Source organism: Opacimonas viscosa (genome assembly GCF_024199005.1).
GTDB lineage: Bacteria > Pseudomonadota > Gammaproteobacteria > Enterobacterales > Alteromonadaceae > Opacimonas > Opacimonas viscosa.
In genome coordinates this window covers 124,330-138,471 of sequence record NZ_JANATA010000001.1, presented here as the reverse complement: position 1 = coordinate 138,471, position 14,142 = coordinate 124,330, and the positions used below count along the sequence as shown (strand labels likewise).

Here is a 14,142-nt window from a genome sequence, read left to right as displayed (position 1 = left end):
ATGAACTGTAGCAAACGTTACAAAAAAGCAATGCTCAATAACTGTGGACTATTGATACATGAAGTATTTAGGAGAAGATATTTATATATAACTTGTATAATGTAATGGTGCCCAGGGCCGGACTTGAACCGGCACGCTGTTACCAGCGAGGGATTTTAAATCCCTTGTGTCTACCAATTTCACCACCCGGGCAAAGGATGCGCCCAAAGGCGATTCGTGATACATAAGTATTGGTACTTATGATAAGAATTTGGAGCGGGAAACGAGATTCGAACTCGCGACCCCAACCTTGGCAAGGTTGTGCTCTACCAGCTGAGCTATTCCCGCTAAGAAAACTTAAATTAAATTGTTCCACTAATGGTGCCCAGGGCCGGACTTGAACCGGCACGCTGTTACCAGCGAGGGATTTTAAATCCCTTGTGTCTACCAATTTCACCACCCGGGCAAGGTGCTCTTTCGAGTAAAGTGGAGGCGGAACCCGGAGTCGAACCGAGATCCACGGATTTGCAATCCGCTGCATAGCCATTCTGCCATTCCGCCAGAATGTAATACCAACTAAAAGAAGTTGGAGCGGGAAACGAGATTCGAACTCGCGACCCCAACCTTGGCAAGGTTGTGCTCTACCAGCTGAGCTATTCCCGCTAAGTCATTTGAAGAGATGGCGTCTCATCAAAGAGTGCGTGCATTCTACCTGTAGGAGCAAAACTGTCAACAGCAAAAGTGTATTTTTTTCGTGTTTCTTACAAATATCTGCTCGTATGCTTTATTTTTATGCAATATGTATAAATGGCGTTCAGCTGCGTGCTGAAATATGAGGCCAGGCCGCTTTTGTATAGATCCACATGGACCATAAAGAAAGAACAGTTGCGATATAAAGCATAATATAACCAAGTGATACCCAATAAATACGATACCCCATAAAATATTCCAAACCTGATAATAAACCTATCAATGCTAACATTTGTGCAGTGGTTTTCAGTTTACCAATGAAAGAGACTTGTACGTTGGCACTTAGCCCTTGCTGTCCCATCCATTCTCGTAAAGATGATATATAGACTTCACGAGCAAGCAACAGAATCGCTGGCAGGGTTATCCACAAATCATTGTAGGTATGAGTGATCATTAACAATGCGGTTGCTACAATTAATTTATCTGCAACAGGGTCAAGAAATGCACCAAATGCACTGCTTTGTTGTAATTTTCGTGCCAAGTAACCATCAAACCAATCAGTGATTGCTGCAAACCAAAAGATAAAGGCGCCTAATTCTTTGGCATAGGCATAATCTAAAAAATATACCGTCACGAAAACAGGAATAAGAACAACACGGAACATGGTGAGTAAATTTGGAATGGTATACATAGTACGTCTTTATTTATGCGTGCAAATGGTCATAAATCGTCTCAGCTAATTCTGCACTTATGCCGGGCACTTTCTGAATTTCCGCCATACTAGCACGCTTCAAGCCATGTAAGCCACCCATGTACTTTAACAAACTTTGCCGACGTTTAGCTCCCACACCAGGTATTTGTTCAAGTGATGACGTCGTTTTCACTTTTTGACGACGACTTCTATGACCAGCAATAGCAAATCTATGTGATTCATCGCGAATATGCTGAATCAAATGTAGGCCAGGTTGATCAGGATTCATTGGGATGGTTTCATGAGAGCCTGCTAGTATGAGTTTTTCTAATCCCGCTTTCCGAGAGGTTCCTTTTGCCACACCTATTAACAAAGGCATTTTCGCAAAAGGCCAATTTGCAAAATGTTTTTCTGCTTGGGCTAACTGCCCTTTTCCGCCATCTATAAAAACGATATCTGGAATTTTATCCTCATCTTGCTGAGTGTATTTGTAGCGTCGAGCTAACACTTGAGCCATTGCAGCATAATCATCGCCACCCGTGATCCCTTCAATGTTGTATCTGCGATAATCTTGAGTGAGAGGTCCATCACGATTGAACACCACACAAGAAGCAACGGTTTGTTCGCCTGACGTGTGGGATATGTCAAAACACTCCATACGTTGAATCGGCGTATCTCGGTCCAGCGTATTTTCTAAATCAAGATAACGAGCTAAGACGGATTGTTTTTGTGTATGCTGACTATCTAATGCGTTTTGTGCATTTTTATTAGCCAAATCAAGGTAGCGACGTTTCTCTTCACGAACACCTTGGAATAAAGATACTTTGTAACCGGCTTTTTCACTTAATGCTGCAGCTATCGCATTTGCATCGGTTAAAGTGATAGGGATAACTATTTGTTTGGGGATACTTTTATTCCCGGCTAAGTAAAACTGTAAGAGAAAACCTTGAAAAATTGCTTCTTCATCCAATACTTTGGGAATTTTAGGGAAGTAAGATTTTGCACCAAGTAACTTACTGTCACGAATAAACATCGCTTGAATACACGCCGTACCGTGTTTATATGCAAAACCAAACACATCTAGCTCAGCCTGACTACCACTCACCCATTGTTGTTCTTGAACTTTTCTGAGAGCGGAAATGCGGTCTCTGTAGCGTGCAGCCGACTCGAAGTTTAAAGCCTGACTCGCCTCTTCCATTTTGCCAACGAGGTTTTCAATGACCTGTTGATCTTTGCCCTTTAAAAATAACTTGGTAAGTAAAACTTGCTCGCTGTATTCTTGATCCGTCACAAATCCCTCGACACAAGGAGCTGAACAACGCGCCATTTGATGCTGTAAACACGGACGAGAACGTGCTCTGTAATATGCATCTTCGCATTGTCGAACTTGAAAAATTTTTTGAAACGAACGCAAACTTTCGCGAACTGACCAAGCACTAGGGTACGGCCCAAAATAATCACCTTTCGCTTTTTGGGGACCTCTATGGACACTTATCTTAGGGTGTTTATGGTCAGAGATATGAATAAAGGGGTAAGATTTATCATCCTTGAGTAAGACATTATACTTAGGCTTATATTTCTTTATAAAATTGTTTTCAAGAATAAATGCTTCAGTTTCACTAGAGACAACGGTGACATCCATACTCGCAATATGGCTAACTAGTGCAGATGTTTTGTTATTATGAGATTTGACAAAATATGAAGAAACGCGTTTTTTGAGGTTTTTCGCTTTACCGACGTATATAACCTCTGCATCGAGGTTATACATCCGGTAGACTCCAGGAGATGAAGTTAGTTTGTCTAAGAACTTTTTATAGTCAAATTCGTTTTTCGATGGCATTACAACGCTTCGGAGGAAATCAACTTATAGCGAATAGCTAAATGCGTTAACTCAACATCCGTGTTGATATTTAATTTATCAAACATGCGATAGCGATAGGTGTTCACCGTTTTTGCACTGATATTAAAAGAACCAGCAATTTCCGGGACCCTTTGCCCTTTGACTAACATAAGCATAATTTCTAACTCTCGGTCAGATAACTGTTCAAATGGATTTTTATCATCCATGTCCAATTTACCAATCGCAATCTGCTGTGCAATTTCTGGTGCTACGTATTTCTGACCAGCTGCCACTTTGTGGATCGCTAATATCATTTCTTCTGGAACAGCATCCTTGGTCACAAAACCATAAGCGCCCATTTGCATGACTTTAGCTGGGATCGGGTTCTCAGTGTGCATTGATAAGCAAATAACACGTGTATTTTCAGATAATCTAACAATCTGTTTAGTTGCTTCGAGGCCACCAATGCCGGGCATGTTCACATCCATCAGAACAACGTCGGGTGCGTCTTTGCGACAAAAACGCAAACCGTCTTCACCACTTTTGGCTTCACCAACCACCTCAAACTCGGGCACTTCTTCTAGTATCAAACGTAAGCCTGTTCGGACTAGCTCATGATCGTCGACTATTAATATTTTTACCACAATGTACATCCTATAAAGAAAATGTATGGCATCCTTTGCCATTGTAAACACATTAAAACACGAAAAGAATCACTAATCACGAAAAAAATTTTCGATTATGCCCTACAGACTATATATATAATTGCCACATACATACTTTAGTTGTTCGCTTACGTTTTTAATGGCGAATTAACTTGTTATTAAGTGCATTGAGTCTATACTGAAAACAAATATAAATAAGGTTTTAATTGTGACATACATTAACCATCCAGAACATCTCGGGCATATATTAAGAAACATTAGACATTCTTTTTCTTATACCCGTGCGCACATGGCTTACATATTAGGTGTTACAGAGCGGACCATTCAAAATTACGAATCAGGACATTCTAAGTTAACTATTGAAAACTGGGTACGTTGTATTTCAATATTAGAGCGTCATATGACAACTGACAAAGAAAAAGAGACATTCCAAAAAGAACATTTACCTGAGCAAGTCGCAGAAATCGTGAAAAACCTTTTACAAGATTAATGCTTTAATCTAACCTTATCAATTAAAAGAAGCCAACTTACGTTGGTTTTTTTGTGTCTTATTTTTAAGGCTTTATTCACAAAGTAAGCAAAATTTCCATCAGCGATTAAGCACCCCCCCCATTTAATATAAAAGCTCATAGCCGTCTAATAGTCCATAAGACAATTATTTCTCGACAAACAAAAAACCCGCGCTTAGCAGTTGTAAAGCTTGCAAGGAAACTTGGGAATAGCAAATACTAACCCCCCATATCTTTTATCTGTGGCATACACATCAATAAATATGGGGCGTATTATTACTCCAAGCAGGTAGCCACATCGCCTGGATTTTCAAGCGATACTCGAAAATGGTAACCACCAGGGACAACACGATTGCCTTGTAATGTACTTAATAAAACATGGCCATGCCGGTGCGTGTTTAATTCGTAGATATATTCAAACTTTCCGGTGCGTTTCAACTCCTCAATAAACAAATAGAGTTTCTCATCGTAGTACTGATTTCGTGGCAACACGGGTTTGCTATGATGAAGCATAATCTCTACATTTCCCGATTTTACTGCAAAGGTATTTAGCCAGCCAGAGGCCGCAATATTGTAGCTCTCATCATAAAGCGTTCGGTGAATGTCTAGCGTATTACCTAGTGGAATATCTATATATTTGCCATGCACCCCTTGTCTTAGGGTACAGGAAACCTTGACACTCGCCTCTGTGACTTGAATCGATTCATGATGCGCCAACCAATTCGCAAAACTCATCTCAAATGAGTCTGGCTCGTGAGCTTGTGCGTTTGGGACTATCAACCATAAGATGGTGAGGAGATATCGGTATTTCATGTTCATTTCCTAATTATCCAAATAATATTCAACGCTTGTGACTACTCGAACCGTTTTAGTGAGCTTTTTGGTGTCCGAGTACGACTCCCCAATATCCAAAATCGTAAACCGACCTTGCGAGGCATCTCGAATACCGCCAATATCCGCCCCCACATTATCCGCAAATTCTTGCGCAGCTATACGCGCGTTTTGCGTCGCTTCTTTTATCATGTCCGGTTTGATGGCGTTTAGCTGTGTGAAATGATATTCAGGCTCCTTATTGGTCAAAGCAATGCCCTTGGCAATGAGTTGATTGAGTGATGTGCGAGAGGTTTTTACCAAATCGACATTATTAGTAATAATGTTGATATCTCCCGTGAGGGTGCGTTTGGTTTCTACTAAGTTATTATCTTCATCGCGCAGATCGTAAAAGGTGATATTCGCCACATCAATCTCAACCTCATCAGGGGTAAACCCTTGTGCGATTAGTGCGTCGTATACTGCTTGGGTATCTTTTTCGTATTGCTGATACAAATATTCGGTACTGATTGAATCATCACTCGTCTTAAGTCCTTTACTGACCGTCCAATATGCCGTGTCGGCTTTAACTTCGCGCTCGGCTAAGCCTTTCACACGAATGGTATTGAATGATTCGTTGGATTTCACGAGCGTTTGGCTGATAAAAAATCCTGCCAACGCAATGCCGATGGCAATAAAAAGCATGTTGTACTGTTTTAACATCATGATAGTGTCCTAGATGGTTTGTTAAAAATAAAAAGTAGATTGAGCAATCGCTGGATTAACCCATTGAATAAAAGTGCAGTCCTTTGCCATACGTCCATTAAACACGAGCTCCACTTGATTGTTAGGCGGAGGGTTATTGCTGTGCGACTTGTACATCGGAAACGGGACGAATATCGATAGACACGCGACGGTCAAACATCAACTGCTCCATATCAATATCTAATTCAGTCATATCTAATGCAGTGTCCGTCATATTCGCCTGAGCGGTTTGCGCCTCGCCTGCACCTTTCACCATGATGTTGGGCGTTTTGTTATTGCCAAGCTTGGCTTGCAAGCCTTGCGTTAAATAGTCTTTCACCTTTTGTGCACGTGAACGAGATAAGTCATAGTTAAAGGCATCATCCCCGCGCATATCGGCATGCCCAGTGAGTGTCACTAGCCAATTATCATGACTTGCTAATAGTTCAACCAACAAATCCAACTGAGGCTGATAAATAGGTGAAATCGTACTTGCGCCTGTGGCGAACTGAATGTGGGTCAGTAACTCAGGGATAATCGCTTTCGTTGCTGGTGTCTGGTTCAGACTGACCTGTGCATACGTGGCGGCCTCAGTACTGATTTTATCGCTTAGCTGAGCAAGCTCGGTTTGCTGTGATGCAATCAGCTGCGCTTGCTTGGCATGCAACGCCTGTAAGGTTTCTATTTCATTGTGCGTATTGATATCATCAACAACCATGCCACCAAAGGCACTGCCTAATACCAAGCCAATGGGGCCTCCCACTAGCGTCCCAATCACCGCCCCTGTGCCAACGCCATAATACGACGGTACAGGCTCCACCAAAGGTGTTGGAGCATCAGGTGCGTGTGTGTTTTGCGGTGCGGCATAAAGCGAAGTTGAGCTCATGGCAAGCGCGAGAGTCGAAAGTAAGTAGGTTTTTTTCATATCTAATGTCCTTTATTTGTAAAGTAGTTGTTTATCAATTTGTGTTTCGATAGGCGCCATTAAACAGGAGGAACATGGCCATTTAAGCGTTCAAATATGGCAATGTGGTGAGCAATTGTGGCGAAAATATGGAAATTGCGGTTTGGGGCTAGCGAGAAATGAAAAAATCGTTATAGTGAATACATCTTATGAAGTAACACATTGAAAAGCTGATTATTTATGGCAAAACACATTGCCTTAGTAGAAGACGATTTGGCATTACGTGAAAACTACATCGCCGCCCTCACCGCGCAAGGGTATGAGGTCAGCACCTATGTAGACCGAACATCTGCGCAAGCGGCATTTACCCAATCATTGCCTGATTTGGCCATTATTGATATTGGTTTAGGGCATGAGCATGATGGTGGATTTGCCGTGTGTCAGTTTTTAAGACAGCAATCAGCTAGCCTGCCCATTATGTTTTTTACCGCACGAGACAATGACATTGATACCATCAGTGGCCTGCGTATGGGCGCTGATGACTATCTCACCAAAGACATCTCGTTAGCACATATGCTTGCGCGAGTTGCTGCACTGTTTCGCCGTACTGAACTCCAGCAAATGCCTACACCTGAAGCATCTGAATCAGAAACCATCAACATTGGGGATTTAGTGGTTGATAAACACCGTATGACAGTTACATGGCAAGAGACCTCCATCGTGCTAACCGTCACCGAGTTTTGGATATTGTTTGCCATTATCGAACGCCCTGGGCATGTCAAAAGTCGAGACCAGTTGATGTCAGCCTCTAAAATGGTGGTCGATGACACTACTATCACCTCCCACATCAAGCGCATTCGCAAAAAGTTTGTGCACATAGATACTGACTTTGATGCGCTAGAAACGGTGTACGGCATGGGTTATCGGTGGCGTCTGTGAGATGGCCAAAACGCATTCGCGTCGGGTTACAGGCGAAAATTCTTGTCTTCTCCTCCTTTTTATTCGCCATTCCCTATCTTGGGTATCAATATGTGTGGGAGTTAGAAACCTATTTACGCATTGGCCAAGAACAAACATTGGTGGGTACGGCACGCTCTGTTGCGACGGTGATGCATGAGCGTCCTAGTTTATTTGCCAAAGAATCCGCGTTTTTAAATGACATTGAGCCGGGAAAGGATCTCTATGCTCCCCAAATCAATCAGCCCATTCGCCTTGACGGCGCACTTCAAGATTGGTCCTCGTATCAAGCGCAGTTTATTGAGTATGATGACACCAGACTCATAGAGCAATCCACGCAATATATCCCCGAAAGCTTGGCATTTACCCATATGGTCGGCCAGTACGGTCGGTATTTATATGCAATGTTTGATGTAGTTGATGATGTGGTAATCAATCGTAATGAAAACATGCTCAGCATTCATAAAAATGATTTTTTGCAAATTGCGATGCGCGATGAGTTTGGGCAATTTCAACGTTTTATTGTGGCGCCTTATCAAAGTGGCTGGGTCAACGCCTATCGGTTAGCGCCTATGGATACATCCACCTCCACGGAGCGATATCGACCTGAAGGGCTGGAGCGACGCATTCAAGGGTTTTGGCAAAACACCACACATGGTTATCGCATCGAACTACGCTTTCCGCTTGCTATGATGCAAGGCAATATCGCCTTTGCCATCAGCGATGTCGATAATGAGGTCAGTCGTGACATTCGTTACAGCATGGGCACGGCCAATCCCGAGCGCGTCGATGAGTTAGGTACGGTGATTGTACCCTCTCCTGAAATCGAACAAATTATTCAAGGACTCGATTATGCCAATGCACGGGTCTGGATAGTCGATAAACACCAACGAGTGTTAGCACGGACAGGTGATATTCAAACCGTGGAGCAATACACAACGCTTCCAAGTGAAGATGTGGATACTTGGCTTGACCGCTTATTTACACCGATTTATGAGTATGCATTGCGCCCACTGTATGATGCGCTTTTAACCCAGCCACCCCAAGATTACATTGATGAGCTAGAAAGTGCGGTCTCCTTAGAAGGCTTGGCACTGGATAAGGCATTACAAGGCCAGCCTGCTACTCACTGGCGCTTGAGCCCAGATAACAAAGCCGTCATATTATCAGCTGCACACCCTGTCTTTATCGCAGATGATGTTATGGGAGCCGTGGTCGTTGAGCAAACCACACACGGTATTCGTACGCTTCGCAATCAAGCGCTAGAAAAGCAGTTCACTTACTTTATTGGCATTATGGTCATCGGGACATTAGCGTTATTTGGGTTAGCTTCGCATATCTCATCTCGTATCCGTAGCTTGCGCAACAGCACCGATAAAGCCATCGATAAACACGGTAAAATCACAGGCACGCTGCAAGTTCAGTCCTCAACCGATGAAATTGGGGACTTATCACGCAGTTTTGCGCACATGTTAAGTCGCCTAGGGCAGTACAACCAATACTTAGAAAATGTCGCATCACGATTATCCCATGAGCTAAGAACCCCTGTTGCAGTAGTGAAATCATCCCTAGAGAATTTAGAGCTCGTCAAAGATAAAAACAGTGAACAAGCACACGTGTTTGTGGCGCGTGCACAAGATGGACTCGCCCGTTTAAGCCATATATTACAAAGTATGAGTGAAGCGACGCGCCTAGAGCACATTATTGAGCGCACGGAAAAGCAATCCTTTGAGTTGATAGATTTTTTAGAGAACTATCTTGGCAGTTATACCCATCAAACACTTCACGATAAATCTCTCAAAATCCAGTTCGACACCCAGTTAAGTCAGCGTCCTATCAATGGTTCGCCAGAGCTATTTGCTCAGATGCTGGATAAAATCTTAGATAACGCAGTGGATTTTGCACATGCCAATACAACAATTACTGTCTCCTTTAATCAAAAAAACCATCTCACCGTAAAGAACATCGGAGATGGCATACCTCATGGCATGGCAGAGGCTTTATTTGATTCGATGGTGTCGATTAGAGGTGAATCAGAGAATGATACACAGCTGCATTTAGGCTTGGGGCTTCATATTGCTAAGATGATTGCGCAATTTCATGGATTTAATATAGGAATTTCAGAAATGCTTTGTGGCCAAGTTAGTGAAACAGGACAGGCAAAAAGCACTTTCGTCTCTTTGACAACGTCCGCCCAATAATGCTAACGCTGCTCAATCCATAGAATCATATAATATAACAGTGTCATAGGGCACTGCGCTCTCTTCTACTTCATGAAATACAGCATACGCACCTTGGGGTGACGTTTGACTAATAGCATTGAGCACCTCGTCAATATCATCAAAATCGTTCAATATCGCTTTATGCACCAATATTTAATAAATATAAATTACATTCCAAGAATGCCTTTCTCTTGGAAATTAACAAGGTTAATGTTAGCTTGAACTTTTAGTCAAGGAGGGGGAATTGTTTATCATATAAACCCATTGTGCCTTGCAAATAGTAAACTGTGGGGGTGTTATGACAAAAATGACCAATAAAGCAAAAGAAGTTACTTGCATAACAACAGAAAATCTTAGTGGCATTTCGCGTGAAGGTTTTTCATCAACTAGGATTGAATCAGTCTTTAATTTAAGGAGTCAACAAATGAAATGGCTAACCCGTATTATTATCATTACAACCATGAGTTTATCTTTGGTTATTAATGGCTTGTTACTCATCACTCAAACAGGGTTTGATTTTCTATCGGGCCTGCTCGATAACATAGGTGTAGAAACACCTGTATCAATGGTTGCAAAAGAACAAAAACGGTTAGTAAAAACAAACGAAGATTTGAAAAAGAAAAACACTCGATTAAATAAAAACATCACTGCACAAAAAACGAATATCGAAAACCAGAAGAGAACAATTAAGCGTCAAAAGGACACTATCTCAAAGCATCTAAATACGATAGACCTAGAAAAGAAAACCAACTCTAATTTGTTAGCAAAGAATGCTGTCCTACGTAAAACACTGACTAAAGATAAAAATACAATTGAGATGCAAAAAGGAGTGATAACAAAGCAAAAGTCTTCGATTAACAGACATAATGCAACCCTCATCAAGTACAAAAAGGCAATGCGAAATTATGCAAGTTTTATCAACAATAATTCTGCGAAGAGAGCCGCCAGAATTGTTTCATCTGGAACGGCAAAAACAGCAGCCGCATTAGTTCCAGCCGCTGCAAACGCAGCATTGATAGGCTCACTTGTCTTGGACGGATTTTTATTAGTGGATATGTGTGACGACATGGTTGAACTTGAAAAATCGATTTCGGAATTTGATGATGCTGAACTGCTTGAAAGTACAAAAAATATTACAGGTGAAGTATGCGCTATGAAAATAGTTGAAGTGTCAGAGAGCGAGGCAAAAGAGTTACTTACAGATTTTCACCAGTGGTCTGATGAAGCCCAAAATGCATTCTTAGAAGGACTTAAAACCGTGAGCGGTGGTGTTAAAACAAAAATCCCTGATGTATGTAGCTTCACAAATAACAAACTGTGGGGATGCGATAGTGCTAATAACAATTAACACAATAATTTACCTTTTTCTGTGATTTCAAAATGGCGGCATATCTGTATCAAAGTCACTGAGATCTAGCTCTTGTTGCTTAGATGGTTAATCAAAATTGGTTTGTCCTGATTCATTACTTGGGTGTTCTTTGGCTTACCTTTGGATTTTCCTGCAGTTAAATTGTTCCAATATATTGAGTCTTATCATTCAGAGAAAATATAAAACTGCAAAAACAACTTAAGCAAGCTGAAAACACTCAATATGAGCCCCCTAGAATCTCACTTTAATTTGAAACCTGTAAGGCTCTAATACATAACACAATTCACGTTCTAGCTTAAAACTTTCGTTGTCCAATCAAAAATTTCAGTATTTTCCTGCGGAGTATCAAAAAGCAAATGCTGTTTAATCGAGTCAAGGTTGGGTATTTTTTCAACCGCTTACAATGAGCCTATGCAAATTCCTAAAAACGATATTGTGGAATCTTGAATGAATGAACTGATAAAAACCGAATAGCTTGTACTAAGTAAAAATTATCCATCTGGTTTGAGTTGGGAGTATATGGAAAAAGAATTCTTCGGGATTTATTAGTTAGCCTAAAGAAATATATTCCTACGCAACCTAATAAACTCTAATTTGTCCCTGAAAATTCCATTAGTAAATATAAGACTGTATATTATTTAACAATAACATAACGACATCAATTGACGGTCTTATTGACGGCTCTTATCTTTACACTAATAAAAAAGCCCCTGTAAAAACAGAGGCTTATCTATAAAATATGGCGGAGAGTGAGGGATTCGAACCCCCGGTGGGTTTGACCCCACGTCTGATTTCAAGTCAGGTGCATTAAACCGAGCTCTGCCAACTCTCCAAGACAGGGCGCATATTAAAGATGTATCGGGCCCTTGTAAAGTACTAATTTAAAAAAAAAGTGCGTTTGCTGATAAAAAGTACATGTTGCGCAAAATTTCCACCAAACCCATCAGTAATTATGTTTTATTACAATTTTAGACTTGATATTGGAACAAAAGTCTATAGATTTAGTCAATAGTATTGATACATTAATCCTTTGGAGGGAAACATGAATAGAGATTCGGTATATAGTGGTTCACAACCGTCTGTCTTAGAAACAAATAAAGTATTGCGTAATACTTATATGCTATTAGCCATGACCTTAGTTTTCAGCGCAGTATGTGCCGGTATTACTATGGCTATGGGAATTGGCCCTATGATGTCTTTAGGTATGACGATTGGCGCTTTTATCACATTGTTTATTGTGCATAAGAAAGCGGAAAGTGCATCAGGTCTATTTTGGGTGTTTGCTTTTACCGGTTTATTAGGTGGTTCATTAGGCTTTATCCTAAATGCTTACATGGGACTTGCAAATGGTCCTGCACTTATCATGCAAGCATTAGGTGGCACTGCATTAATCTTCTTCGGTTTGTCAGCGTATGTGTTGACGACCAAAAAAGACTTCAGTTTCATGGGTGGATTCCTGATGGTAGGTTTAATGGTAGTTGTTATCGCAGCTATTGCTAATATCTTTTTTGCGGTTCCAGCAGTGAGTCTTGCGTTAAGTGCTGCAATTGTTTTCATCATGTCAGGTTTGATCTTGTTTGATACTAGCCGTATCATCCATGGTGGTGAAACAAATTACATCCGTGCAACGGTTAGTATGTATCTCAACATATACAACTTGTTCACTGCCCTGCTCCATTTACTTGGTGCATTTGGTAGTGATGATTAAATACTAATTTGCTATCATAAACGCTCCTAATTTGGGGCGTTTTTTTTATGTCTATATCTATTTTATGTACCACTACTTTAACATGTGATTTGTTAGAGGAATTTTTTTCCAAAGTAAGCTCACCCGTCCATCAGCTTTTTTTTCATAGTAGTGCATTGGAATCTGATTTTTCAGCTTTGGATTGCCGCTTGAAAAAAATTATTGATCATTACAACATTGTTCATGTTGGGTACTGTGGTAGCGCTCTAGAAAAACGTCAACTGAAAGGCGAACTTGTACCAAGTTATATTCAACCTACCGGCCTAACTGAGTTTTATACTCAGCTACACAGTGCCCCTAATCTTATTCAGTTCTGAGGGTACTATGGCACATATCAACGTAATTCTTACCGATAAAGTTCTCCATGGTGTTGTCTTTAACGATGCGTTTGAATTTATCGCTGCAGCTGGAAATGTTGCGCACACGGTAGCTGTATTTATCATGCCCCAAGCGCTCCCCATGTTTGCTTTAACATCGAGTATAAAACCCCTTCCGTCAAAAGCATTACAGAGTTTGGTCTTTTACGACGTAGAAGACATGTATATCTGTAGTGATATTAAAGATATACAGGAATATCTCCCAAACATTCCCAAGAACATAAAGTTTGCAGCATTAGAAAATGCGCTCAAACCAGGTCAAAAGGTCTATTTTTAATGGAATACCACTATAATAATGAATACTTTGCTGCTGATGATAATGGGTATTTGTTAGATCATAATACTTGGTCCGAAGGACTAGCTCAACATATAGCCGAATGTGAAGAAATCACATTAACTGATGCTCATTGGCAGATTATCTACTTCGTTAGATCATTTTATATGGAATATGATACGACTCCTGCAATACGAGCCCTAGTGAATGCGCTAAAAGCTGAATTTGGGCCAGAGGTGGGTAATTCAAGGCACCTACAACGTTTGCTACCGCAAGGTCCGGCAAAGCTAGCAAGTAAGCTTGCAGGTCTACCTAAACCAGCCAAGTGCCTTTGATTCTTTCAGGTGAAAAGGCAAGGTAAAAA

General features: G+C 41.1%; 14 protein-coding genes and 6 tRNA genes. 8 read left to right on the top strand and 12 right to left on the bottom strand.

Annotated elements, in window-relative coordinates; all coding sequences use genetic code 11:
* Window positions 1-105: 105 nt before the first annotated feature.
* The 8 genes from NLF92_RS00655 to uvrY all read right to left on the bottom strand — a co-directional run bounded on the left by NLF92_RS00655 (window position 106) and on the right by uvrY (window position 3,844).
* Window positions 106-192: transfer RNA gene (locus tag NLF92_RS00655), tRNA-Leu, on the bottom strand.
* 59 nt (window positions 193-251) lie between these two features.
* A tRNA-Gly gene (locus tag NLF92_RS00650) sits at window positions 252-327 on the bottom strand.
* A gap of 31 nt (window positions 328-358) precedes the next feature.
* A tRNA-Leu gene (locus NLF92_RS00645) sits at window positions 359-445 on the bottom strand.
* Window positions 446-466: 21 nt separating this feature from the next.
* Window positions 467-540 (bottom strand) — tRNA-Cys (locus tag NLF92_RS00640).
* A 26-nt stretch (window positions 541-566) separates the two neighbouring features.
* Window positions 567-642 (bottom strand) — tRNA-Gly (locus NLF92_RS00635).
* Between the two features lie 151 nt (window positions 643-793).
* Window positions 794-1,360 (bottom strand): CDP-diacylglycerol--glycerol-3-phosphate 3-phosphatidyltransferase, encoded by a 567-nt coding sequence (pgsA, locus tag NLF92_RS00630; RefSeq protein ID WP_254097813.1) that lies wholly within the window; start codon window positions 1,358-1,360, stop codon window positions 794-796.
* Between the two features lie 13 nt (window positions 1,361-1,373).
* The gene (uvrC, locus tag NLF92_RS00625; protein ID WP_254097811.1) at window positions 1,374-3,200 is read right to left on the bottom strand and encodes an excinuclease ABC subunit UvrC; all 1,827 of its coding nucleotides are present in this window, start codon (window positions 3,198-3,200) and stop codon (window positions 1,374-1,376) included.
* The gene (uvrY, locus tag NLF92_RS00620) at window positions 3,200-3,844 is read right to left on the bottom strand and encodes a UvrY/SirA/GacA family response regulator transcription factor (RefSeq protein ID WP_254097809.1); all 645 of its coding nucleotides are present in this window, start codon (window positions 3,842-3,844) and stop codon (window positions 3,200-3,202) included. The genes uvrC and uvrY overlap by 1 nt, the downstream gene beginning before the upstream one ends.
* A 229-nt stretch (window positions 3,845-4,073) precedes the next feature.
* Here uvrY and NLF92_RS00615 point away from each other — a divergent pair, with 229 nt between their 5' ends.
* A complete protein-coding gene (locus NLF92_RS00615; protein WP_254097807.1) occupies window positions 4,074-4,355 on the top strand; it encodes a helix-turn-helix domain-containing protein in 282 nt (93 codons plus the stop codon).
* A gap of 295 nt (window positions 4,356-4,650) precedes the next feature.
* On the opposite strand, the gene NLF92_RS00610 is transcribed toward NLF92_RS00615, so the two are convergent.
* The 3 genes from NLF92_RS00610 to NLF92_RS00600 all read right to left on the bottom strand — a co-directional run bounded on the left by NLF92_RS00610 (window position 4,651) and on the right by NLF92_RS00600 (window position 6,853).
* Window positions 4,651-5,187 carry a hypothetical protein gene (locus NLF92_RS00610; RefSeq protein WP_254097805.1) on the bottom strand — a complete coding sequence of 179 codons (537 nt, stop codon included), beginning with the start codon at window positions 5,185-5,187 and terminating at the stop codon, window positions 4,651-4,653.
* Window positions 5,188-5,196: 9 nt separating this feature from the next.
* On the bottom strand, window positions 5,197-5,910 hold the full coding sequence (locus tag NLF92_RS00605) for an SIMPL domain-containing protein (protein WP_254097803.1): 714 nt from the start codon (window positions 5,908-5,910) through the stop codon (window positions 5,197-5,199).
* 133 nt (window positions 5,911-6,043) lie between these two features.
* Window positions 6,044-6,853: an OmpA family protein gene (locus tag NLF92_RS00600; protein WP_254097801.1), complete on the bottom strand. Its 810-nt coding sequence runs from the start codon at window positions 6,851-6,853 to the stop codon at window positions 6,044-6,046.
* A gap of 219 nt (window positions 6,854-7,072) precedes the next feature.
* On the opposite strand from NLF92_RS00600, the gene pdsR reads away from it, so the two are divergent.
* From pdsR to NLF92_RS00585, 3 genes are all read left to right on the top strand, one after another.
* Entirely contained in the window at window positions 7,073-7,771 is a 699-nt protein-coding gene (gene pdsR / locus NLF92_RS00595) for a proteobacterial dedicated sortase system response regulator (RefSeq protein WP_254097799.1), read from the top strand.
* Window positions 7,768-9,990 (top strand): proteobacterial dedicated sortase system histidine kinase, encoded by a 2,223-nt coding sequence (gene pdsS, locus NLF92_RS00590; RefSeq protein WP_254097798.1) that lies wholly within the window; start codon window positions 7,768-7,770, stop codon window positions 9,988-9,990. Before pdsR ends, pdsS begins: the two co-directional genes overlap by 4 nt.
* Window positions 9,991-10,309: 319 nt before the next feature.
* Window positions 10,310-11,359 (top strand): hypothetical protein, encoded by a 1,050-nt coding sequence (locus NLF92_RS00585; protein WP_254097796.1) that lies wholly within the window; start codon window positions 10,310-10,312, stop codon window positions 11,357-11,359.
* Window positions 11,360-12,120: 761 nt separating this feature from the next.
* Here NLF92_RS00585 and NLF92_RS00580 read toward each other — a convergent pair.
* A tRNA-Ser gene (locus NLF92_RS00580) sits at window positions 12,121-12,212 on the bottom strand.
* Between the two features lie 210 nt (window positions 12,213-12,422).
* Between NLF92_RS00580 and NLF92_RS00575 the strand changes: the two genes are divergently transcribed.
* Genes NLF92_RS00575 through NLF92_RS00560 form a run of 4 tightly spaced genes read left to right on the top strand, consistent with a single transcriptional unit; the run spans window position 12,423 to window position 14,113 of the window.
* Window positions 12,423-13,088, top strand: a complete 666-nt coding sequence (locus tag NLF92_RS00575) for a Bax inhibitor-1/YccA family protein (RefSeq protein ID WP_254097794.1) — start codon at window positions 12,423-12,425, stop codon at window positions 13,086-13,088.
* 47 nt (window positions 13,089-13,135) lie between these two features.
* The gene (locus NLF92_RS00570; protein ID WP_254097792.1) at window positions 13,136-13,444 is read left to right on the top strand and encodes a DsrE family protein; all 309 of its coding nucleotides are present in this window, start codon (window positions 13,136-13,138) and stop codon (window positions 13,442-13,444) included.
* A gap of 7 nt (window positions 13,445-13,451) precedes the next feature.
* On the top strand, window positions 13,452-13,781 hold the full coding sequence (locus NLF92_RS00565) for a hypothetical protein (protein WP_254097790.1): 330 nt from the start codon (window positions 13,452-13,454) through the stop codon (window positions 13,779-13,781).
* Entirely contained in the window at window positions 13,781-14,113 is a 333-nt protein-coding gene (locus NLF92_RS00560; protein WP_254097788.1) for a TusE/DsrC/DsvC family sulfur relay protein, read from the top strand. The genes NLF92_RS00565 and NLF92_RS00560 overlap by 1 nt, the downstream gene beginning before the upstream one ends.
* Window positions 14,114-14,142 lie beyond the last annotated feature (29 nt).